Here is an 18832-nt window from a genome sequence, read left to right as displayed (position 1 = left end):
TCGGTCGTCGTTGGGGTGGTCTCGCTCATGGTGCCAGTCCGATCGTGGTCAGGCCTGCGGACTCATCGAGCCCCAGGGCGAGGTTCATGCACTGGACGGCGGCGCCGCCCGTGCCTTTGGCGAGGTTGTCGACCGCGCCGACGGCAATCAGCTGTCCGGCCTCCTCGTCGACGGCCACCTGCAGGTGCACCGAGTTGGAGCCGAGCACCGATTTGGTCTGCGGCCACATGCCTTGCGGCAGCACGGTGACGAACGGTTCGTCCGCGTAGGCCTGGGAGTAGACCTCGTAGGCCTCGTCCGTGCTGAGCGGTCCGGTCAGCTTTCCGGTCACCGTGGCCAGGATGCCTCGCGGCATCGGCACGAGCAGCGGGGTGAAGCTGACCCGCACCTTCTCCTCGGTGAGCAGGTTGAGGTTCTGGATGATCTCGGGGGTGTGCCGGTGCACTCCGCCCACGCCGTAGGCGCTGGCGTTGCCCATCACCTCGCTGCCGAGCAGGTTGGTCTTGGCAGCCTTGCCGGCGCCACTGGTCCCCGAGGCGGCAACGACGACGAGGTTCGGCTCGACCAGGCCCGCAGCCACGGCGGGCGCGGCGGTGAGCGTCGAGACGGTCGGGTAGCAGCCGGGTACGGCGATCCGCTTGGCGCCACGCAGCTGTCCGCGCTGCGCGGCCAGCTCCGGCATGCCGTAGGGCCAGGAGCCGGCGTGCGGCGAGCCGTAGAACCGCTCCCAGGCAGCAGGGTCGGTGAGCCGGAAGTCGGCACCACAGTCGATCACCACGACGTCGTCACCCAGGGCGGCAGCGACCTCTGCCGAGGCGCCGTGCGGCAGGCCGAGGAAGACCACGTCGTGGCCCGCGAGCACCTCTGGGGTGGTGGCCTCGAGGGTACGGTCGGCAAGAGGCACCAGATGGGGTTGCAGGCGGCCGAAGTTCTCACCGGCGTTCGAGCCGCCGGTCAACGCTCCGATCGTCACGTCGGGGTGCCCGAGCAGCAGCCGGAGGACTTCACCTCCTGCATAACCACTCGCACCGGCAACAGCGACGTTGATCCTCGTCATGTGCATGACTATACATGAGTATGCATGAACCTGCATATTGGGTTTCCGGCCGGATCCGGCAGACCTACCGTTGGGGCCATGACCCAACTCTCCCCCGAGACCTATCTCGAGCACCTCCGGCGCGAATCGAGCCGCTTCCGCGATGTCCTGGCCGATGTCGACCCTGCCACACCGGTGCCGAGCTGTCCCGAGTGGACCGCTGCAGACCTGCTCTGGCACCTGAGCGGCGTGCAGGACTTCTGGAGCCATGTGATCACCCATCGACCGCAGGCACCCCAGGACTACCTCGAGCCGGTCCGGCCCGACACCCACCCGGAACTGCTTGCCTCGTTCGACGAGGCCTCCGCCAGCCTGCAGCGTGCCCTCGTCTCCGCCGATCCCGCGGAGCCGGCATGGTCGTGGTCGAGCGACCAGAGTGTCGGCTTCACCGTCCGGCGACAGGCACACGAAGCCCTGATCCATCGCCTTGACGCCGAGCTGGCGGCCGGATCGGTCACCGACCTCGACCCGTTGCTCGCCGCGGACGGCGCACACGAGGCCCTCGACGTGATGTTCGGCGGCACCCCGGCCTGGGGTCGATTCACCGGTGCGGAGGCCCACGTCCGGGTCGACTCGATCGACACCGGCCACCAGATGTGGGTGCAGCTGGGCCGCTTCACCGGCACCGATCCCGACGGCCGGGTCCTCGACGAGCCGGACATCCAGGTCGTGGCCGACCCCGGCAGCGAGCCCGACGTGATCGTCTCCGGCACAGCGGGCGACCTCGACGCGTGGCTGTGGAAGCGGCGCGACGACGCGGCGATCACGGTGCTGGGCGATCGGACGACGTACGACGCCTTCCTGGCCTGCATCAGCCACCCGATCGACTGAGGCGGAGAAGACCCGTGGACGTCATCACCACCGGCCCCGAGAGGGCGATGCTGGAGAACATGGTCACGCTCAACCGTGAGTCGCTGATCGAGTCCGTCGAGAAGTTGACCGAAGCCGAGGCCCGTCAGCGTCTCGTCCCCTCACTGACCACCCCGCTGGGGCTGGTCAAGCACGTCGCCGCGGCCGAGCGCAGCTGGTTCCAGCGACGAGTCGCCGCGCTGCCCGAGGACGAGTGGGACGGACATGCCTACGGCGATGACGCCAGCTTCGCCGTCACCGACGAGGACACCATCGCCTCAGCGATCCGCGAGCTCAGGAGCGCCGCAGCACGCGGCGCCACCATCACCGCCCCGCTCGACCTGGACTTCACCATCGAGCACGACCACCACGGAACGCTCAGCCTGCGGTGGATCCTGCTCCACATGGTCCGCGAGATCGCGCGGCACGCCGGTCACATGGACATCCTCGTCGAGCAGCTCCTCGCCGCCCGCGAGGAGTGAGGGCGACGATCAGTCGACTGGTGACACACCCTTGAGGTGCCGCTGGGCCAGCTCCGCGTAGTAGGGCGGGTTGGCCTCCACCCAGAACTCGGCGGACGTCCCGGCGAGCGGCTTCTTCACCTGCGCCGGGACACCGGCCGCGAGCACTCCCTCGGGAATCTGGGTGCCCGGGGTGAGCAGCGACCCCGCCGCGACCATCGACCCGGCGCCGAGTGCGGTGCCGTCGAGCGTCGTGGAGCCGTTGCCCAGCAGGGCCTTCTCCCCCAACGTCGCGCCGTGGACGATGCAGCTGTGCGCGACCGTGGCGCCCGCGCCCACCTCCACGACGGAGTCCGGGGTGCCGTGCACCACCGAGTTGTCCTGGATGTTGGCGCCCTCGCGGACGATGATGCGGCAGTCGTCTGCGCGCAGGACCACGCCGTACCAGACGCTCGCGCCCTTCTCCACGACCACGTCGCCGACCAGCGTCGCGGTGGCCGCGATGAACGCCTCCGGGTGGACCTGGGGTCGCTTGCCCTCGAACTCGAAGAGCGGCATCAGCGCTGCACCGCCCCGAACTGCTCGGCCGCGCGGGCGACTGCGGCTTCGCGAGCTGCGGTGGACTCGCCCTCCTTGAGGGTGCGGTCACCGGCCCGGAATCGCAGCGCGAAGGCCAGCGACTTCTTGCCCTCGCCGACCTGTTCGCCGGTGAAGACGTCGAAGAGCCGCACGGACTCCAGGAGCTCACCCGCGCCTTCGCGAAGTGCCGCCTCGACGGCAGCGGACGGCACGGAGGCGTCGACCACCAGGGCGACATCCTCCTTGGCCACCGGATAGGAGCCGAAGCTCGGACTCGGCGTGGTGGCCCGCGCCAGGGAGAGCAGCAGGTCCAGGTCGATCTCCGCGGCTGCGGAGCGTGCGGGCACGCCGAAAGCCTTGCAGACCTTGGGGTGCAGCTCGCCGGCGTGGCCGAGCACGACGTCGCCGGAGCAGATCTCGGCGCAGCGGCCCGGGTGCCACGGGGCCAGGGCCGCGGCGGAGACCTCGATGTCGACACCGAGGGCATCGGCCACCTCACGGACTGCGCCGATCGCGTCGGCCCACGAACCCTGTCGTCCCTCGCCCCACCAGCCCGAGCGCTCCCGCTGCCCGGTGAGGGCCAGCGCGAGGTGCTGCGGCTGGTGCGGAACGGCCTTCTCGATCGCCGACCACTCCTCCTCGGTGGGACGGCGGTCGACGCCCAGGATGGGCGCCTTCTCGCGGCCGGTCGGGAGGAAGACCAGGCCGGTCTCGAACAGCGCGGCGTCCGCGTTGCCGCGACCCACGTTGAGGCCCAGTGAGCGCAGCACGCCGGGCAGCAGGGTGGTGGCCAGCTGGGGTGCCTCGGCGTTGAGCGGGTTGGCCATCGTGATCGTACGGCGGCGCTCGTCGTCGGTGGGCAGGCCGAGGTCGTTCCAGTCCGCGTCGCCGAGGAAGGGATAGCTGATCGTCTCGGTCCAACCCGCACCGGCGAGCACCAGGCCCACCCGTCGGCGGAGCTTCTGGGCCAGTGGCAGCCCGCGGCCAGCCGGGGCCGGCGGCAGCACCGAGGGGACGTTGTCATAGCCCACGATCCGCGCGATCTCCTCGACCAGGTCGAAGGGGTCGCTCATGTCGGGGCGCCACGAGGGAACGGTGGCGGTGAGCCGGTTGCCGTCGACGGTGACGTCACAGCCGACGAGCTCCAGGTTCTTCACTGCGGTCTCGGCGCTGATCTCCATGCCGGTCACGCGTGCCGCGAGGTCGGTGTCCGCCGTGACGGTACGACGACCCGGCGCCTGGCCGACCACGGTGACGCCGGGGTCAGCGGTGGCACCGCCCAGCTCGACCATCAGCTCGACGACGCGGTCGGCGGCCGCGGCCGGAAGCTCGGGGTCGACACCCCGTTCGAAACGCTTGGACGCCTCGGAGGGCAGCTTGTGGCGACGCTCGGTGCGGAAGATCGAGACGGCGTCGAAGTGGGCCGCCTCGATGACCACGTCGGTGGTGGTCTCCGAGAGCTCGGTGGTCTCGCCGCCCATGGTCCCGGCGATGCCGATCGGTCCGGAGTCGTCGGTGATCAGCAGGTCTTCTCCGCTGAGCGTGCGCTTGTTGCCGTCGAGGGTGGTGATCTGCTCGCCCTCGCTGGCGCGACGTACCCGGATCGGGCCCTGCAGCGTGGCGCGGTCATAGCCGTGGATCGGCTGGCCCAGCTCGAGCATCACGTAGTTGGTGATGTCGACGCCCAGGGAGATCGGGCGCATGCCGGCACCGGTGAGTCGCTTGACCATCCAGTCCGGCGTGGGGGCGCTCGGGTCGAAGCCGGAGACCGAGCGGGCCACGAACACCGGGCAACCGGTGGTGTCGTCGACGACGACCGGATAGCCCTGGTCGTTGCCGGCGGGAACGTCACGCTGTGCCGGGTCGTGGAACGCGACGCCGAAGCCGATCCCGGCCTCCCGGGCGATGCCACGAAGGGACAGGGCGTAGGCGCGGTCCGGGTTGATCTCGAACTCGATCACGGTGTCGTTCATGTCGAGCACCTCGAAGGCGTCGTCACCGGGTTCGCCGGCGTCACGCGGCAGCACGATGATGCCGTCGTGGTCCTCGCCCAGGCCGAGCTCGCGCGAGGAGCAGATCATCCCGGTCGAGAGGTGGCCATAGGTCTTGCGCGCGGAGATCTCGAAGTTGCCGGGGAGCACTGCGCCGGGCAGGCAGACCACGACCAGGTCGCCCTCGGCGAAGTTGTGGGCGCCGCAGACGATGCCGACGCCGTCGGCCTCGGTGCCGTGGACGGCGTTCAGCTGTGCGCCGACGTCGACGGCGCACCAGTTGATCACCTTGCCGTTCTTCTGCGGCTCCTTCTCGATGCTCAACACCTTGCCGACCACCAGGGGTCCGGTGATCGCGTCGGCGGGGGTGACCAGAGCCTCGAGCTTGAGGCCGAGCATGGTCAGCTTGGCGGTGAGCTCGTCGACCGTCAGTGCCTCGGGCAGCTCGACATGGTCACGGATCCAGGAAACAGGGGCTTTCATGGCAGTTCTCGGACCTCTCAGATCTCGATGCCGAAGGGCTGGGCGAAACGGATGTCGCCCTCGAACACGTCGCGAAGGTCCTCGACGCCGTGGCGGAACATCAGGGTGCGGTCGATGCCCATGCCGAACGCGAAGCCGGTGTAGGTCTCCGGGTCGACGCCGCAGGCAATCAGGACGCGGGGGTTCACGACTCCGCAGCCGCCCCACTCGATCCAGCCCTCGCCCCGGCACGTCCGACAGGTGTGACCGTCCTCCTCGCCGGCGCCACGGCAAACGAAGCAGACCAGGTCGACCTCGGCGGACGGCTCGGTGAACGGGAAGTAGGAAGGCCGGAAGCGGGTGGTGATGCCCTCGCCGAACATGGCGGTGGCGAAGTGGTCCAGCGAGCCCTTCAGGTGGGCCATCGAGATGCCCTCGTCGATCACCAGGCCCTCGACCTGGTGGAAGACCGGTGAGTGCGTCGCGTCGATCTCGTCGGTGCGATAGACCCGACCCGGGCAGACCACGTAGATCGGGGGCTTGCGGGTCAGCATCGTCCGCGCCTGCACCGGTGAGGTGTGGGTGCGCAGCACCAGTGCGGCCTCTGCCGGCTCCAGCCAGAACGTGTCCTGCATGGTGCGCGCCGGGTGGTCCGCGCCCATGTTCAGGGCGTCGAAGTTGAGCCACTCGGCCTCGACCTGCGGTCCTTCGGCGACCTCCCAGCCCATCGAGACGAAGACGTCGGCGATCCGCTCGGACATCATCGTGATCGGGTGGCGGGCGCCCTTGACGGCGCGGTCGGTCGGCAGCGTGACGTCGACGGTCTCCTCGACCAGCATCCGCTCCTCGTGCTCGGCCTCGAGCACGACGGTGCGCTCACCGAGTGCCTTGTTGACCATCCCGCGGGCCTTGCCGAGCCGCGCTCCGGCGTCCTTGCGGGCCTGTGGCGGCAGCGCGCCGATCTCGCGGTTGGCCAGCGCCAGCGGGGACCTGTCCCCGGCGTGGTCGAGGCGCACCTGCTTCAGCTCCTCGAGGTCACTCGCCGCAGCGATCGCCTCGAGCGCTGCTTCGCGCATGGCCTCGACCTCGTCGGCACGCAGGGGCGTGACCTCGACAGGGTCGTATTCGGTGTTCGGTCCCGACATGACTGCCTTCCGGGAGAGAGATGGGATGGATAGAGTCTAGGAACCGCCACCGGTGCTCTGCGAGCGGGTTTGCCTTGAGCGCCACGACGTACGTCGTCTCAGGCGTGACGCAGGTCCTCGCTCGGCCAATCGATCGTGATCCGGGCACCGCCACCGGGTGCATCGGTGATCCTCAGGACGCCCCCGTGGGCGCGGACCAGCCCGTTGACCAGGTACATGCCCAACCCCGATCCGCCGCGGTCACCGTGGGTCCAGAACTTGGTCACCGCCCGGAGCCGCATCTCCGGTGGGATCCCGGTGCCCTGGTCGTCCACGGTCATCCGCACACCCGCGAAGCCGGCCTCACCGTCGAGGGCACACATGGTGATCCGGACGGTCCCTTCGCCGTGGCGTACGCCGTTCTCGACCAGGTTGGTGATCACCTGGGTGAACTTGTCGGGATCGACATGGATCTCGGGCAGGCCCTCTTCCGCGTCGAGCTCGATCGGTCGCGAGGTGCCGGCCGCGACCGAGTCGACCACCCGGCCAACCAGCACCACGGCATCGCTGGGACGCGGATACATCGAGAGTCGCCCGGTGTCGATGCGAGCCACGTCCAGCAGCTCGGCGATCAGTCGCGAGAGCCGCTCGGAGTCGGCACTGACGGTGGTGAGCATCAGCTTCTTCTGCTCGTCGTTGAGCTTGTCCCACTTGTTCAGCAGGACCTGCACGAACCCCCTGACCCCGGTCAGCGGTGAGCGCAGCTCATGGGCGACGGTGGCCACCAGGTCCGAGCGCTCGCGGTCCAGTCGGGCGCGGCCCCGGCCCGAGCGGATGCTGACCGCCACGCGATCGATCTCGCCCGACGCCTCGGACCGGTGGATGCCGGTCGCCACCAGGACCTCGCTGCCGTCGGTCAGCACCCAGGACTGCTCCGGGATGCCGCGGCGGATGTTGATCCCGTCGTAGGGCAGGTTCACGTCGTACCAGTCGCGGCCCTCCTGGTCCTGGAGCCGCATTGCCGTGCCCAGCTGCTGGCCCACCTCGGCACCGAGCTGTTCCCGGGCCTTGGAGTTGGCATGGGTGACCACACCGCTGCCGTCGGCGATGACGATGGCGTCGGGGAGCGCGTCAAGGCCGAGCTGGACGCTCTCGTGGGTCGGAGACGCCGGGAGCGCCGATTGGGGTTCCACAGACGTCAGGTGAGCTGTGCCTTGGCGAGCTTCGCCTCGCGGCGCACGTCACGGGCGAGTCGCTTGGCGTCCTTGCGGGCGACCCGGGTGGCGTTACCGGCGCGCCAGGCGAGGCCGGGCTTGCCCTCGGTGTCGGCACCGGCAAGGAGCAGTCCGCCGAGGACCGAGGTGTTGGTGAAGAACGCCAGCTTGTGCTGCTTCTTGGCGGCGGGGTCGCTCTCCTCCCAGAAGGCGTGCCCGGCCAGCGTGGTGGGCACCAGGCTCCCGGCGAGGGCCAGGGCCGCGACCCGAGGCATCCGGCCGGTGGCCAGTGCCGATGCGGCGACCAGCTGCACGCCAGCGTTGAGACGGACGTATGCCTTGGCGTCGAGCTGGCCTGCGCCGGGCACGACCCGGTCGGCCAGGGGTGCGACCCGATCGGTCATCCGGGCCGCCTTCGGGGCGATCAGCTCGGCGTTCTTGAGCGCGTTGGCGGCGCCGACGAAGAACACCGATGCGAGCAGCGGGCGGGCGATGAGGCGAACAGGAGTCATGCCTCATTCATACCGGATCAGGTGTGACGGCGCGCGCGAGCCGAGGCATAGAGGCAGACTGCGGCCGCGGTGGAGAGGTTGAGGCTCTCGGCCTTCCCATGGATCGGGATCGCGACCCGGTGGTCGGCGAGTGCGGCCAGCTCGGCAGGCAGTCCCCAGGCCTCGTTGCCGAACAGCCACGCCGTCGGCCGGGCGAGCAGGCCGTCGTCGGCCGCGTCGTCCAGGTCGATCTCGCCGGCGCCATCGGCGGCGAGCACGATCAGGCCGGCCTCCTGGGCACGGCGTACGGCGTCCGCGGGCTCGGACTGGGTCGCGAGGGGCAGGTGGAAGAGACTGCCCACGGTGGCCCGCACGGTCTTGGGGTTGTAGGCGTCGACGGAGCTCCCGGCCAGCACGACCGCGTCGGCGCCGGCCGCATCCGCGGTGCGGATCACCGTGCCGGCGTTCCCCGGGTCCCTGACGTCGGCGCAGATGGCGACCAGGCCGGGGGTGCCGGTCAGGACGTGCTCGAGCGGCCTGTCCAGGAACCGGCAGACCGCGACCACGCCCTGCGGGCTGACCGAGTCCGAGAGCGAACCCATCGCCCGGTCGTCGACCAGGGTCCAGGCGACCTCGAGGTCCGCGGCTCGGGCGCGCAGGTCGGCGTACTCGACGCTCGCGCTCGCGGTGGCGAAGACCTCGACCACGCAGCCGGCGACCGTGAGTGCGCCTTCGACCGCCTTGGGGCCGTCGGCGACGAACTGTCGGTGCTCGGCGCGAAATGAGCGACGGGCGAGCTTCCGCACGTTCTTGACCCGGTCGTTGTTCGTGGACAACGGGTCCGTGTGGAAGCTCGCCACGTCAGTGTCGTTGCAGCCGATCCGTGAGGATCAGGCAGACGCCTCGGCGCGAGGAGCGTTGACGTCCTCGGGGAGGTTGGCCTTGGCCAGCTCGACGAGAGCCGCGAAGGCCGGCGCGTCGTTGACGGCCAGGTCGGCGAGGATCTTGCGGTCGACCTGGACCTCGGCGGCCTTGAGGCCCTGGATGAAGCGGTTGTAGGTGACGCCGTTCGCACGGGCAGCCGCGTTGATGCGCTGGATCCAGAGCTTGCGGAACTCGCCCTTCTTGGCCTTGCGGTCGCGGTAGCTGTAGACCAGCGAGTGGGTGACCTGCTCCTTGGCCTTGCGGTACAGGCGCGAGCGCTGTCCGCGGTAGCCGGATGCGCGGTCGAGGATTACCCGGCGCTTCTTGTGGGCGTTTACCGCCCGCTTGACGCGTGCCACGTTATGACTCCTTGGTGCTGGATCCCGAGCTCAGGCCCGGGGAAGTTGGTTCCGGAAAGGGGGGGTCTCAGAGACCGAGCATCTTCTTGGCCGACTTCACGTCAGCCTTGGCGAGCTCAACGGTGCCGGTCAGTCGACGGGTCACCTTGGACGGCTTCTTCTCGAGGTTGTGGCGCTTGCCAGCCTTCTCGCGAAGGATCTTTCCCGAGCCGGTCACGCGGAAGCGCTTCTTGGCACCGGAGTGCGTCTTGTTCTTCGGCATCTCTCTGCTCTCTATCTCTGCTTGCTGTGAACGATGGGTGGGGATCAGGCGTCGATCTCGGGGTCCAGGTTCTCGGAGCGCTTGCGCTCCTTCTTCTGGGCCACGGGCTTCGTCCCGGCGGATGCCTTGCGGAAGTTCGCGTCCTCGGCCTCGGCGGCGTTGCGCTCGGCGACCTTGGAGTCCTTCTCGGCCTGCATCTCGACCTTCGCGTCGGCCTTCTTGCGGTGCGGACCGAGCACCATGATCATGTTGCGGCCGTCCTGCTTCGGCGAGCTCTCGACGAAGCCCAGCTCCTCGACGTCCTCGGCGAGGCGCTGGAGCAGCCGGAAGCCGAGTTCGGGACGGTGCTGCTCACGACCGCGGAACATGATCGTGATCTTGACCTTGTCGCCGGCCTTGAGGAAGCGGACGACGTGGCCCTTCTTCGTCTCGTAGTCGTGCGCGTCGATCTTGGGACGAAGCTTCATCTCCTTGATGATAACGTTCGTCTGGTTCCGCCGGGCTTCACGGGCCTTCTGGGCGTTCTCGTACTTGAACTTCCCGTAGTCCATGAGCTTGCAGACGGGCGGCTTGCCCTGGGGGGCGATCTCGACCAGGTCGAGGTCGGCCTCTTGGGCAAGGCGCAGCGCGTCGGCCGTGGGGACGATGCCCACGGTCTCGCCGTTCGGTCCAACGAGGCGGACCTCCGAAACTCGGATCCGGTCGTTGATGCGCAGCTCTGTGCTGATGGGTCCTCCTGGGGACGATTTGATGGGACTGTTCTGGAAACAGAAAAGGCTTCCGCTCGTATAAGCGGAAGCCAGTCTCCAGATGTTCCCGTGGCGAGCCACGAACCCATCCCCAGCAGGTCACGTCGGGCACTTCGGCGTACGCCGTGCCCTCCGCGGCCCTGTCAGGACCGGACCCGACGACCTGTGGCGGTCGATGCGGGTGGGAAGCCGGAGCCTCCGCTTTGTCTGATCCGCCTTCACTGTTGCCAGCGCATGCGAATCGGTCAGTGGCACACACTACGCGCTGAGGTCCGGATCGCTCAAATCGGGGCGGCTCACGCCTCCGGACTCACTTCTCCGGGCTCATTCCTGGGGACGCAGCCATCCGAACTCGCCGTCGACCTCGACCAGCTGCCAGCCGGCCGCGACCGCGGTGAGGTCCTGACCCTCGATCACCACGCTGTGCTCGCTGGCGATGTCGATGACCAGTGCGTCCGCCCCCTCCTGGACGGCCGACAGTGCGGCCGCCGCGGCCGGGACCGCGACCGGTCGCGCCTCGGCGTTCCACGCCGTCAGCTGGGCCGTCCCGGTGAAGGCCAGGAGGGCGAGGCGACCGTCGGCACCCTTCATCAGCACCGCCGCCATGTCGCTGGACTTGTCGTGTGCCAGGCCCTGCTCGTCGAACTCGACCTCGCCGAGCAGCGCGACCACCGGCACCATCAGCCGCGAGGCCTGCAGTGTCGCCACCAGCCTCGGATAGGTGGTCGCATCCGCCGAGTGCTCAGCGAGCGCGGCAGCCACCTCGGGCGACTGCTCGCCGGTGTCGTTCGGGAAGGACGACTCGAGGATGCGGGCACCTGCGAAGCGGTCGGGGTCGGTCATGATGCCCCAGCCTATGCTGGAGCCATGGCGGACGTGAGTTGGATGGCCCTTGCCCTGGCGCTGAGCGTGTGTGGCGCGCTGTGGACCTGGTATGCCTGGCGCAACCGGGGCACCGGTCCGGCCGTCCGGGGCGCCGCGCTCACCCTGCTGCCCATCGCAGCCTGGCTGACCGGCACGCTCGAGATGTTCGGGGAGATCGCGGCCTCGGTGTCCGACTGGGCGATCGGCTTCGTCTTCAGCCCCGGCGTGTGGCTCGGCATCGGCCTGTTCGTGCTGTCGGTCCTGCTCTTCGGCATCTCCACGCGCCTGCCCGGACGCAAGGGCGAGGCGGGTTCCCCGGACTCGGCTGACTCCCCCGTGTCGGCACCTAAGAGGAAGCGAGCCGTGTCGCCGTCCGCAGGCAAGGGCGCCCCGGCGATCGACGACGACCTCGCCGACATCGAGGCGATCCTGCGCAGCAGGGGCATTTCGTGAGGGACGACCTGATCGCGCGCAACCGGCTGCGCACTCGCCTCGACGCTGCGCTCGCCAACGCACCCGAGCCGGTGCAGACCCCGGCGATGGTCGTCGACCTCGACGCCTTCGACGCCAACGCCGACGACTTGGCGCGTCGCGCTGGCGGCACCCCGCTGCGGGTCGCCTCCAAGTCGCTGCGAGTCCCGGCCCTGCTCACCCGCGCCCTGGCACACGATGCGTTCTCCGGGGTCCTCGCCTATTCGTTGCGTGAGGCGCTGTGGCTCCACGGCCAAGCGATCAGCGACGACATCGTGATGGGTTATCCGAGCGTGGACCGAGGTGCGCTCGCCGAGCTGGTCCACTCCCCCTCCGCGGCAAGCACGATCACGCTGATGATCGACTCGACCGCCCACCTCGACGTCGTCGACTCGATCCGGTCGTCCAAGGCAGTCTCGGTCCGGGTGGCGATCGACATCGACGCCGGACTGCGGATGGGCGGGCAGCACGTCGGCCCGAAGCGCTCCCCGCTGCACGCGACCCGCGCGGTCGCCGACCTGGCTCGCCACATCGTCGACCGGCCGGGGTTCTCGTTGGTCGGCGTGATGACCTACGAGGGCCAGGTGGCCGGGGTTCCCGACGACGTACCCTCCCAGCGCGCCAAGTCGCTGGTGGTACGCCGGATCAAGTCGGCCTCCGTCGACCAGCTGCGGCAGCGACGCCGCGAGATCGACCAGGCGCTACGTCAGATCGCCCCCCTCGAGTTCTGGAACGCAGGGGGTTCGGGCTCCGTCGAGACCTCGGCCGCCGATCCGGTCGTCACCGAGGTGGCAGCGGGATCCGGCCTGCTGGTGCCGGGCCTCTTCGACCACTACCAGTCCTTCGAGCCCCGACCCGCTGCCTTCTACGGAGTCCCGGTCCTGCGCCGTCCCTCACCGACGATGGTCACCGTCGCCGGAGGCGGGTTCGTCGCCTCCGGACCGCCCGGCGCCGACCGAGTCCCGATCCCCTGGGCCCCTCCCGGCCTCGAGCTGACCGGGCTCGAGGGGGCCGGCGAGGTGCAGACGCCGCTGGTCGGCTCCCCCGCCACGATCCTCAACATCGGCGACACGGTCTGGTTCCGGCACGCGAAGTCCGGCGAGCTCTTCGAGCACTGCAACACCGTGCACCTGGTCTCGGGGTCGAGGATCGCCGAGTCCGTCCCCAGCTATCGCGGCACGGGCAACAGCTTCTGATGGGTGACCCGGTCGTGCCACAGGTGCTCGACCTGCTCCGGTCCAGGCCGACGCTGCCCGGGGGTGGGCGGCTGCTCTGCATCGACGGTCCCGCGGGGTCGGGAAAGACGACCCTGGCTGACGGAGTCACTGACGCATTCGCGGGCTCGTCGCTGGTGATCCGCATGGACGACCTCTACCTGGGCTGGAGCGGCGTGGACGCGGCCCTCGGGCCCCGGGTCGCGGAGCAGATCACGGAGCCGTTCGCGGCAGGCCGACCCGGCAGTTATCGACGCTTCGACTGGGAGCGCAACGAGCTTGCCGAGCAGCACGACGTATCGCCGGTCGACCTGCTCGTGCTGGAGGGGGTCGGTTCCGGAGCGCGTGCCATCGCCCCACATCGCACGGCGCTGATCTGGGTGAGCGCGCCCGACGACCTGCGGCTCTCGCGCGGCATGGCCCGCGACCGTGCGCTCCACGAACGCGACGACGTGGAGTGGGACGTCGAGGAACAACGTCGGCACTGGGACAGGTTCGTTGTCGACGAGGCTCGCCACTTCGTGGCGAGCGGTCTCCCGGCGGCTGCCGACCTGATGGTCGACGGAACCCGGACGATCAGCTGAGGAGGCGCCGCAGCGTGCGCACCGCTGCCTTCGCGCGTGCCCCGTCGGTGGCCTGGATCGCCATCACCGAACAGGTCTCGCCGTCGGCCAGGTCGAGCTTGGCCCACGGGGCGCCGGGCGGCATGTGCACGGCAACGATCTGAGCCCACTCGAAGTCGCGGCGCTTGTATCCGTTCACGACCGTCAGGCCGGTCTCGGTCGCCGTGGCCCGAGCACGGACCAAGGCATGGATCGCCACCGCGATGCCGAGACCCATCAGGAGCAGGGTCGCCCGCTGGTAGAGCGAGAAGCCGTCGCGGATCTCCGGTGAGAGCAGCACCCACACGGCACCGCAGAAGAAGAAGAGCAGGGCGCCGGCAGCGATCCCGGCCATCCTGGTGCCGAGCGGGCGCCAGGTCTGCGGGAGTGTGGGCTCAGAGTCGGCAGGCATTGATCTCCGTCAGCAGGATGCCGCGCGCTCCGATGTCGAAGAGCTCGTCCATCAGCCGCTGGCTGCCCTTGCGCGGGACCATGGCGCGCACGGCGACCCAGCCTTCGCGATGAAGGGGCGAGACCGTCGGGCTCTCGATGCCGGGGGTCAGGTCGACGGCCTTGGCCACGTGCTCGCTGCGGATGTCGTAGTCCATCATCACGTAGGAGCGGGCGACCAGGACGCCCTGGAGGCGGCGCAGGAAGATGTCGAAGCCGGCAGGGACCTCGTCGATGTCGCGGGCGATCAGGACCCCCTCGGACTTGAGCACGACCTCGCCGAACGTCTCCAGCCCGGCGGCGCGAAGCGTGCTGCCGGTCTCGACGACGTCGGCGATCACGTCGGCGACGCCGAGCTTGATCGAGGTCTCCACCGCGCCGTCGAGACGGGTGACGGTCGCGTTGATCCCGCGTTCGTCCAGGAACCGCTGGACCACACCCACGTAGGAGGTCGCGATCCGCTTGCCCTCGAGCTGGGCCAGGTCGGTGAACTCGCCCCCACGACCTGCGAAGTAGAAGTTCGACTGACCGAAGCCGAGTTGGGTGACCTCGCGGGCGGTGGCGCCGGAGTCGAGCAGCAGGTCGCGACCGGTGATCCCGATGTCGAGCGTGCCCTCACCCACGTAGAGCGCGATGTCGCGGGGGCGGAGGTAGAAGAACTCGACGCCGTTCTCGACGTCGATCAGGGCCAGCTCCTTGGAGTCCGAGCGCTGCCGGTAGCCGGCCTCGCGGAGGATCTCGGAGGCGGCCACGGACAGGGCACCCTTGTTGGGCACGGCGATCCGCAGGAGCTTCTCGCCGGTGGCGGTGACAGACATGGGGTTCCTCAGAGGTGGGCGTAGACGTCTTCGAGTGACAGTCCGGTGGCGATCATCAACACCTGGGCGTGGTAGAGCAGCTGGCTGATCTCCTCGGCTGCGGCGTCCTTGCCCTCGTGCTCGGCGGCCATCCAGGACTCCGCGGCCTCCTCGACCAGCTTCTTGCCGATCGCATGGACCCCGGCGTCGAGCTCCTTGACCGTGCCGGATCCCTCAGGTCTCGTCTGGGCCTTCTGGTTGAGCTCGGCCCAGAGCTCCTCGAACGTCTTCACGACGAGCAAGCCTACGGCGTACGCCGCTCGAGCCGTGCGCCGGTCTCAGCCACGGAGCCCACGGAGCAACCGGGCGGTCTGCAACGCGGCCGAGGTGGCTTCCCAGCCCTTGTCCTCGCTCGAGCCCTCGATGCCGGCCCGGTCGAGGGCCTGCTCGTCGTTGTCGGTGGTCAGCAGGCCGAAGCCCACCGGGACGCCGGTGTCGAGCGCGACTCGGGTCAACCCGTCGGTTGCCGCGTTGCACACGTAGTCGAAGTGCGGCGTGCCGCCCCGGATCACGACGCCGAGGGCGATCACGGCGTCGTGGCCCTTGGCCAGCTCGGCAGCGACGACGGGCAGCTCGAAGGCGCCCGGCGCTCGGACGATGGTGGGCGAGGTGACGCCGTGGGCCTCGAGCGCGCGTGCGGCACCGGCCAGCAGGCCGTCCATCACCTGCACGTGCCAGCTGGACGCCACCACGGCGACCCGGAGGTCGCTGCAGTCGACCGGCTCCTGGACGGGTGCTCCGGCTCCGCTCATCGGTCGACTCCTTCGAGGTCTGCGTCGCCCAGGTCCGTGTTGCCGAGGTCGGGCAGGTGGTGACCCATCCGATCCCGCTTGGTCATCAGGTAGGCGAGGTTGTGGTCGTTCGGGTGCGGGGTGAGACCCAGCCGCTCGGCGACGCGGATCCCGAAGTCCTCCAGGCCGGTCTCCTTGTCGGGGTTGTTGGTCAGCAGCCGGACGTTCGTGACGCCGAGGTTGCGCAGGATCTGCGTGGCCGTGCCGTAGTGGCGCGCGTCGGCGGGGAGACCGAGGTCCAGGTTCGCGTCGATCGTGTCGCGGCCGCCGTCCTGGAGGGCATATGCCTGCAGCTTGGCGACCAGGCCGATCCCCCGGCCCTCGTGGCCCCGCAGGTAGACCACGACACCGCGGCCGGCTTCGACGATCCGCTCGAGCGCCTCGTCCAGCTGGGGTCCGCAGTCGCAGCGCTGGCTGCCGAAGACGTCGCCGGTCAGGCACTCGGAGTGGACCCGGACGACCACCGGCTCGTCGTCCGCGATCGCCTGGCTCAGGTCGCCGTGGACCAGGGCGATGTGCTCGCTCTGGTCGACGGACACCCGGTAGCCGTAGGCGGTGAACTCGCCGAAGCGGGTCGGCAGCTTGGTCTCGGCGACGCGGTCGACCAGCACCTCCACCCGGCGACGGTGACGGACCAGGTCCTCGATCGAGATCATCTTCAGGCCGTGCTCGTCGGCGAAGGCCCGCAGCTCGGGCGCCCGCTTCATGGTGCCGTCATCGTTGACGACCTCCACCAGCACGCCGGCCGGGGTCAGGCCGGCCAGCTTGGCCAGGTCGACTGCGGCCTCGGTGTGCCCGCGGCGCACCAGGACGCCGCCCTCGCGGTAGCGGAGGGGAAAGACGTGTCCGGGACGGGTGATCTCCCACGGCTCGGTGGCCGAGTCGGCCAGGACGCGCGCCGTGTGTGCCCGGTCGGCTGCCGAGATCCCGGTGGAGACACCGTCGCGGGCGTCGACCGAGATGGTGTACGCCGTACGGAGCTTGTCCTTGTTGTGCGGGGTCATCAGCGGGATCTCGAGACGGTCGAGCATGTCGGCCGGCATCGGCACGCAGATGACGCCACTCGAGTGCCGGATCGTGAACGCCATCAGCTCCGGGGTCGCCTTGCTGGCGGCGAAGATGATGTCGCCCTCGTTCTCCCGGTCCTCGTCATCGACGACGACCACGGCCTTGCCTGCTGCGATATCGGCGATCGCATCCTCGACGGTGTCCAGGCGGACCCTCTCACTCATGCCCTGTCTCCTTCATGGCTGATGACTTCCTGCTGGGTGCCGGCGGCGGTGGCATAGCCACTGACCAGCAACTTCTCCACGTGCTTGGCGATCACATCGGCCTCGAGGTTGACCCGGTCACCGACGGCACGGAAGCCGAGGGTGGTGCGGGCCAGGGTCTCGGGGATCAGGCTGATGGTGAAAGAACGGTCCTTGGCCTCGACGACGGTCAACGAGATGCCGTCCACGGTGATCGAGCCCTTGTCGACCAGGTAGCGGCCCAGACCCTCGGGCAGCGCGATCTCGACGAGCTCCCAGTGCTCGCTGGCGGTGCGCGCCAGGACCGTGCCCACGCCGTCCACATGACCTTGGACGATGTGCCCGCCCAGCCGCTTCTCGACGGTGACGGCGCGCTCGAGGTTCACCTTGTCCCCCGGCGCCACGCCGTGCAGCGAGGTCTTGTCCAAGGTCTCCTGCATGACGTCCGCCGTCCAGATCCCGTCGGCCTGGTCGGCGACGGTCAGGCAGCAGCCGTTCACGGCGATGGAGTCACCCAGGCCGGTGCCCTCGAGCACCACGTCTGCGCGGATGGTGAGCCGGATGGCATCACCCTGCTCCACGATCCGTTCGACGGTGCCGAGCTCCTCGACGATTCCGGTGAACATCACTGCTCCTTGTCTGGGCGGGGCTGCTCGCGCGCCCATGGCTGGTCGACGACCGGTGTGGCAGGGGTCATCGTGAGGCGGACATTGGTCTCGGCACCCGTGCCGAGGACGGTGACGTCGCTGACTGCGAGGTGCAACGCGTCGGTGATCGTGTCGATTCCGAGGTCTCCCACCGCGCTGCGGCCGGCGCCGAGCAGGAGGGGCGCGACATAGGTGACGACCTCGTCGACCAGGCCTGCCTGCAGGAACGCGGCGGCGAGCGTCGGCCCGCCCTCGAGGAAGACATGGCGGCGGCCGAGCCCGTGCAGCTCGGCCAGTGCCTGGTGGGGGTCGCGGGTGCGCAGGTGCAGGGTCTCGGCGCGGTCGTTGAAGATCCGCCGACCCGGGTCCAGGTCGCGAGCGCCCATCACCACCCGAAGCGGTTGGTGCGCTGCCGGTTCGTCGACCGCGTCGCGGACGGTGAGCTCGGGGTCATCCACCTCGACGGTGTTGGTGCCCACCAGCATCACGTCGCACTCGCCGCGGAGCCGGTGGGTGTCCTGGCGCGAAGGGATCGAGGAGACCCAGCGACTCGTGCCGTCCGCGGCTGCGCTGCGTCCGTCCAGCGAGGTGGCGAACTTCCAGGTCACGTAGGGCCGACCGTACTCGAGCGCAAAGGTCCACGCCCGATTCAGCGCGCGGGACTCGGCCTCACGGAGTCCGTCGACGACCTCGATGCCGGCGGCGAGCAACGTCCCGGCTCCCCCGCGTGCCACCGGGTTGGGATCGGTCTGCGCGAAGACGACGCGGCGTACGCCGGCCCGGATCAGCGCCTCGGCGCAGGGTCCGGTTCGTCCGGTGTGGTTGCACGGCTCCAGGGTGACCACTGCGGTGGCCCCCCGGGCCGCGTCGCCGGCCTGGGCCAGCGCGGCAGCCTCGGCGTGCGGCGTACCGGCGCCGCGGTGGAATCCTTCGGCGACCTCGGTGCCGTCGTCGGCCAGAAGGACGCAGCCGACACGTGGGTTGGGACCGAGGGGTACGCCGCCGGTGGCTGCGATCTCGAGGGCCCGCAGCATCGCGCGATCCTCGGCAGGCGTGGCAGTTGCTGCCTGTGCCATCGGGGCCCCTCCTGTCCGTTCACGGACTCCGGGGCGTGATGGTGGCTGG

Annotated in this window: 23 protein-coding genes; 5 read left to right on the top strand and 18 right to left on the bottom strand. The window is 69.6% G+C overall.

The features are described from left to right. Positions 1-25: 25 nt before the first annotated feature. On the bottom strand, positions 26-1063 hold the full coding sequence (gene argC / locus BJ980_RS01925) for an N-acetyl-gamma-glutamyl-phosphate reductase (RefSeq protein WP_179500737.1): 1038 nt from the start codon (positions 1061-1063) through the stop codon (positions 26-28). Positions 1064-1135: 72 nt separating this feature from the next. Here argC and BJ980_RS01920 point away from each other — a divergent pair, with 72 nt between their 5' ends. Both BJ980_RS01920 and BJ980_RS01915 read left to right on the top strand, forming a co-directional pair. Then, positions 1136-1927, top strand: a complete 792-nt coding sequence (locus tag BJ980_RS01920; RefSeq protein WP_179500736.1) for a maleylpyruvate isomerase family mycothiol-dependent enzyme — start codon at positions 1136-1138, stop codon at positions 1925-1927. 14 nt (positions 1928-1941) lie between these two features. Next, complete coding sequence (locus tag BJ980_RS01915; protein WP_343047636.1) at positions 1942-2427, top strand: DinB family protein; 486 nt, start codon at positions 1942-1944, stop codon at positions 2425-2427. Between the two features lie 9 nt (positions 2428-2436). Here the strand turns inward: BJ980_RS01915 and BJ980_RS01910 are convergent, their stop codons facing one another. The 10 genes from BJ980_RS01910 to BJ980_RS01865 form a co-directional block, all read right to left on the bottom strand. Next, on the bottom strand, positions 2437-2964 hold the full coding sequence (locus tag BJ980_RS01910; protein ID WP_179500735.1) for a gamma carbonic anhydrase family protein: 528 nt from the start codon (positions 2962-2964) through the stop codon (positions 2437-2439). Continuing rightward, positions 2964-5459: a phenylalanine--tRNA ligase subunit beta gene (gene pheT, locus BJ980_RS01905; protein WP_179500734.1), complete on the bottom strand. Its 2496-nt coding sequence runs from the start codon at positions 5457-5459 to the stop codon at positions 2964-2966. Before pheT ends, BJ980_RS01910 begins: the two co-directional genes overlap by 1 nt. Before the next feature lie 17 nt (positions 5460-5476). Continuing rightward, on the bottom strand, positions 5477-6583 hold the full coding sequence (gene pheS, locus BJ980_RS01900; protein ID WP_179500733.1) for a phenylalanine--tRNA ligase subunit alpha: 1107 nt from the start codon (positions 6581-6583) through the stop codon (positions 5477-5479). Between the two features lie 98 nt (positions 6584-6681). Further along, positions 6682-7755 (bottom strand): ATP-binding protein, encoded by a 1074-nt coding sequence (locus BJ980_RS01895; protein ID WP_179500732.1) that lies wholly within the window; start codon positions 7753-7755, stop codon positions 6682-6684. A gap of 5 nt (positions 7756-7760) precedes the next feature. After that, positions 7761-8288 (bottom strand): DoxX family protein, encoded by a 528-nt coding sequence (locus BJ980_RS01890; RefSeq protein WP_179500731.1) that lies wholly within the window; start codon positions 8286-8288, stop codon positions 7761-7763. 17 nt (positions 8289-8305) lie between these two features. Then, entirely contained in the window at positions 8306-9127 is an 822-nt protein-coding gene (locus BJ980_RS01885) for a TrmH family RNA methyltransferase (RefSeq protein WP_343047635.1), read from the bottom strand. A 30-nt stretch (positions 9128-9157) separates the two neighbouring features. Further along, positions 9158-9550 (bottom strand): 50S ribosomal protein L20, encoded by a 393-nt coding sequence (gene rplT, locus BJ980_RS01880; protein ID WP_179500730.1) that lies wholly within the window; start codon positions 9548-9550, stop codon positions 9158-9160. A gap of 67 nt (positions 9551-9617) precedes the next feature. Beyond that, a complete protein-coding gene (gene rpmI / locus BJ980_RS01875; RefSeq protein WP_179500729.1) occupies positions 9618-9812 on the bottom strand; it encodes a 50S ribosomal protein L35 in 195 nt (64 codons plus the stop codon). Between the two features lie 44 nt (positions 9813-9856). Then, entirely contained in the window at positions 9857-10510 is a 654-nt protein-coding gene (gene infC, locus BJ980_RS01870; protein ID WP_425490351.1) for a translation initiation factor IF-3, read from the bottom strand. A 375-nt stretch (positions 10511-10885) separates the two neighbouring features. Continuing rightward, entirely contained in the window at positions 10886-11404 is a 519-nt protein-coding gene (locus BJ980_RS01865; protein ID WP_179500728.1) for an SseB family protein, read from the bottom strand. Positions 11405-11428: 24 nt separating this feature from the next. Between BJ980_RS01865 and BJ980_RS01860 the strand changes: the two genes are divergently transcribed. Genes BJ980_RS01860 through BJ980_RS01850 form a run of 3 tightly spaced genes read left to right on the top strand, consistent with a single transcriptional unit; the run spans position 11429 to position 13694 of the window. Then, the gene (locus BJ980_RS01860) at positions 11429-11878 is read left to right on the top strand and encodes a hypothetical protein (protein WP_179500727.1); all 450 of its coding nucleotides are present in this window, start codon (positions 11429-11431) and stop codon (positions 11876-11878) included. Beyond that, on the top strand, positions 11875-13092 hold the full coding sequence (locus BJ980_RS01855; RefSeq protein WP_343047634.1) for an amino acid deaminase/aldolase: 1218 nt from the start codon (positions 11875-11877) through the stop codon (positions 13090-13092). The genes BJ980_RS01860 and BJ980_RS01855 overlap by 4 nt, the downstream gene beginning before the upstream one ends. Further along, positions 13092-13694: a uridine kinase family protein gene (locus BJ980_RS01850; RefSeq protein ID WP_179500726.1), complete on the top strand. Its 603-nt coding sequence runs from the start codon at positions 13092-13094 to the stop codon at positions 13692-13694. Before BJ980_RS01855 ends, BJ980_RS01850 begins: the two co-directional genes overlap by 1 nt. Here the strand turns inward: BJ980_RS01850 and BJ980_RS01845 are convergent. The 7 genes from BJ980_RS01845 to ribD are packed head-to-tail and all read right to left on the bottom strand — an operon-like array spanning position 13687 to position 18783. Next, a complete protein-coding gene (locus BJ980_RS01845; protein ID WP_179500725.1) occupies positions 13687-14124 on the bottom strand; it encodes a PH domain-containing protein in 438 nt (145 codons plus the stop codon). The two genes, BJ980_RS01850 and BJ980_RS01845, sit on opposite strands and share 8 nt — an antisense overlap. Next, the gene (hisG, locus tag BJ980_RS01840; protein WP_179500724.1) at positions 14108-14980 is read right to left on the bottom strand and encodes an ATP phosphoribosyltransferase; all 873 of its coding nucleotides are present in this window, start codon (positions 14978-14980) and stop codon (positions 14108-14110) included. The genes BJ980_RS01845 and hisG overlap by 17 nt, the downstream gene beginning before the upstream one ends. 8 nt (positions 14981-14988) lie before the next feature. Then, positions 14989-15252, bottom strand: a complete 264-nt coding sequence (locus tag BJ980_RS01835; protein ID WP_179500723.1) for a phosphoribosyl-ATP diphosphatase — start codon at positions 15250-15252, stop codon at positions 14989-14991. Positions 15253-15297: 45 nt separating this feature from the next. Next, positions 15298-15771, bottom strand: coding sequence for a 6,7-dimethyl-8-ribityllumazine synthase (gene ribH, locus BJ980_RS01830; RefSeq protein ID WP_179500722.1), 474 nt, complete (start codon positions 15769-15771; stop codon positions 15298-15300). After that, the gene (locus tag BJ980_RS01825) at positions 15768-17042 is read right to left on the bottom strand and encodes a bifunctional 3,4-dihydroxy-2-butanone-4-phosphate synthase/GTP cyclohydrolase II (RefSeq protein WP_179500721.1); all 1275 of its coding nucleotides are present in this window, start codon (positions 17040-17042) and stop codon (positions 15768-15770) included. The genes ribH and BJ980_RS01825 overlap by 4 nt, the downstream gene beginning before the upstream one ends. Further along, positions 17039-17686: a riboflavin synthase gene (locus BJ980_RS01820; RefSeq protein WP_179500720.1), complete on the bottom strand. Its 648-nt coding sequence runs from the start codon at positions 17684-17686 to the stop codon at positions 17039-17041. Before BJ980_RS01820 ends, BJ980_RS01825 begins: the two co-directional genes overlap by 4 nt. Beyond that, positions 17686-18783: a bifunctional diaminohydroxyphosphoribosylaminopyrimidine deaminase/5-amino-6-(5-phosphoribosylamino)uracil reductase RibD gene (gene ribD / locus BJ980_RS01815; protein WP_246279907.1), complete on the bottom strand. Its 1098-nt coding sequence runs from the start codon at positions 18781-18783 to the stop codon at positions 17686-17688. The genes BJ980_RS01820 and ribD overlap by 1 nt, the downstream gene beginning before the upstream one ends. Positions 18784-18832 lie beyond the last annotated feature (49 nt).

Origin of the sequence: Nocardioides daedukensis, assembly GCF_013408415.1 — a bacterium.
GTDB lineage: Bacteria > Actinomycetota > Actinomycetes > Propionibacteriales > Nocardioidaceae > Nocardioides > Nocardioides daedukensis.
This window is presented reverse-complemented; position numbering and strand designations above follow the sequence as displayed.

What these genes read in the sequence shown, in the direction of transcription:
- argC (WP_179500737.1), bottom strand. Translation starts at nt 1,063, where the DNA reads ATGCACATGACGAGGATCAACGTCGCTGTTGCCGGTGCGAGTGGTTAT.
- BJ980_RS01920 (WP_179500736.1), top strand. Translation starts at nt 1,136, where the DNA reads ATGACCCAACTCTCCCCCGAGACCTATCTCGAGCACCTCCGGCGCGAA.
- BJ980_RS01910 (WP_179500735.1), bottom strand. Translation starts at nt 2,964, where the DNA reads ATGCCGCTCTTCGAGTTCGAGGGCAAGCGACCCCAGGTCCACCCGGAG.
- pheT (WP_179500734.1), bottom strand. Translation starts at nt 5,459, where the DNA reads ATGAAAGCCCCTGTTTCCTGGATCCGTGACCATGTCGAGCTGCCCGAG.
- pheS (WP_179500733.1), bottom strand. Translation starts at nt 6,583, where the DNA reads ATGTCGGGACCGAACACCGAATACGACCCTGTCGAGGTCACGCCCCTG.
- BJ980_RS01890 (WP_179500731.1), bottom strand. Translation starts at nt 8,288, where the DNA reads ATGACTCCTGTTCGCCTCATCGCCCGCCCGCTGCTCGCATCGGTGTTC.
- rpmI (WP_179500729.1), bottom strand. Translation starts at nt 9,812, where the DNA reads ATGCCGAAGAACAAGACGCACTCCGGTGCCAAGAAGCGCTTCCGCGTG.
- BJ980_RS01865 (WP_179500728.1), bottom strand. Translation starts at nt 11,404, where the DNA reads ATGACCGACCCCGACCGCTTCGCAGGTGCCCGCATCCTCGAGTCGTCC.
- BJ980_RS01860 (WP_179500727.1), top strand. Translation starts at nt 11,429, where the DNA reads ATGGCGGACGTGAGTTGGATGGCCCTTGCCCTGGCGCTGAGCGTGTGT.
- BJ980_RS01850 (WP_179500726.1), top strand. Translation starts at nt 13,092, where the DNA reads ATGGGTGACCCGGTCGTGCCACAGGTGCTCGACCTGCTCCGGTCCAGG.
- BJ980_RS01845 (WP_179500725.1), bottom strand. Translation starts at nt 14,124, where the DNA reads ATGCCTGCCGACTCTGAGCCCACACTCCCGCAGACCTGGCGCCCGCTC.
- hisG (WP_179500724.1), bottom strand. Translation starts at nt 14,980, where the DNA reads ATGTCTGTCACCGCCACCGGCGAGAAGCTCCTGCGGATCGCCGTGCCC.
- ribH (WP_179500722.1), bottom strand. Translation starts at nt 15,771, where the DNA reads ATGAGCGGAGCCGGAGCACCCGTCCAGGAGCCGGTCGACTGCAGCGAC.
- BJ980_RS01825 (WP_179500721.1), bottom strand. Translation starts at nt 17,042, where the DNA reads ATGAGTGAGAGGGTCCGCCTGGACACCGTCGAGGATGCGATCGCCGAT.
- BJ980_RS01820 (WP_179500720.1), bottom strand. Translation starts at nt 17,686, where the DNA reads ATGTTCACCGGAATCGTCGAGGAGCTCGGCACCGTCGAACGGATCGTG.
- ribD (WP_246279907.1), bottom strand. Translation starts at nt 18,783, where the DNA reads ATGGCACAGGCAGCAACTGCCACGCCTGCCGAGGATCGCGCGATGCTG.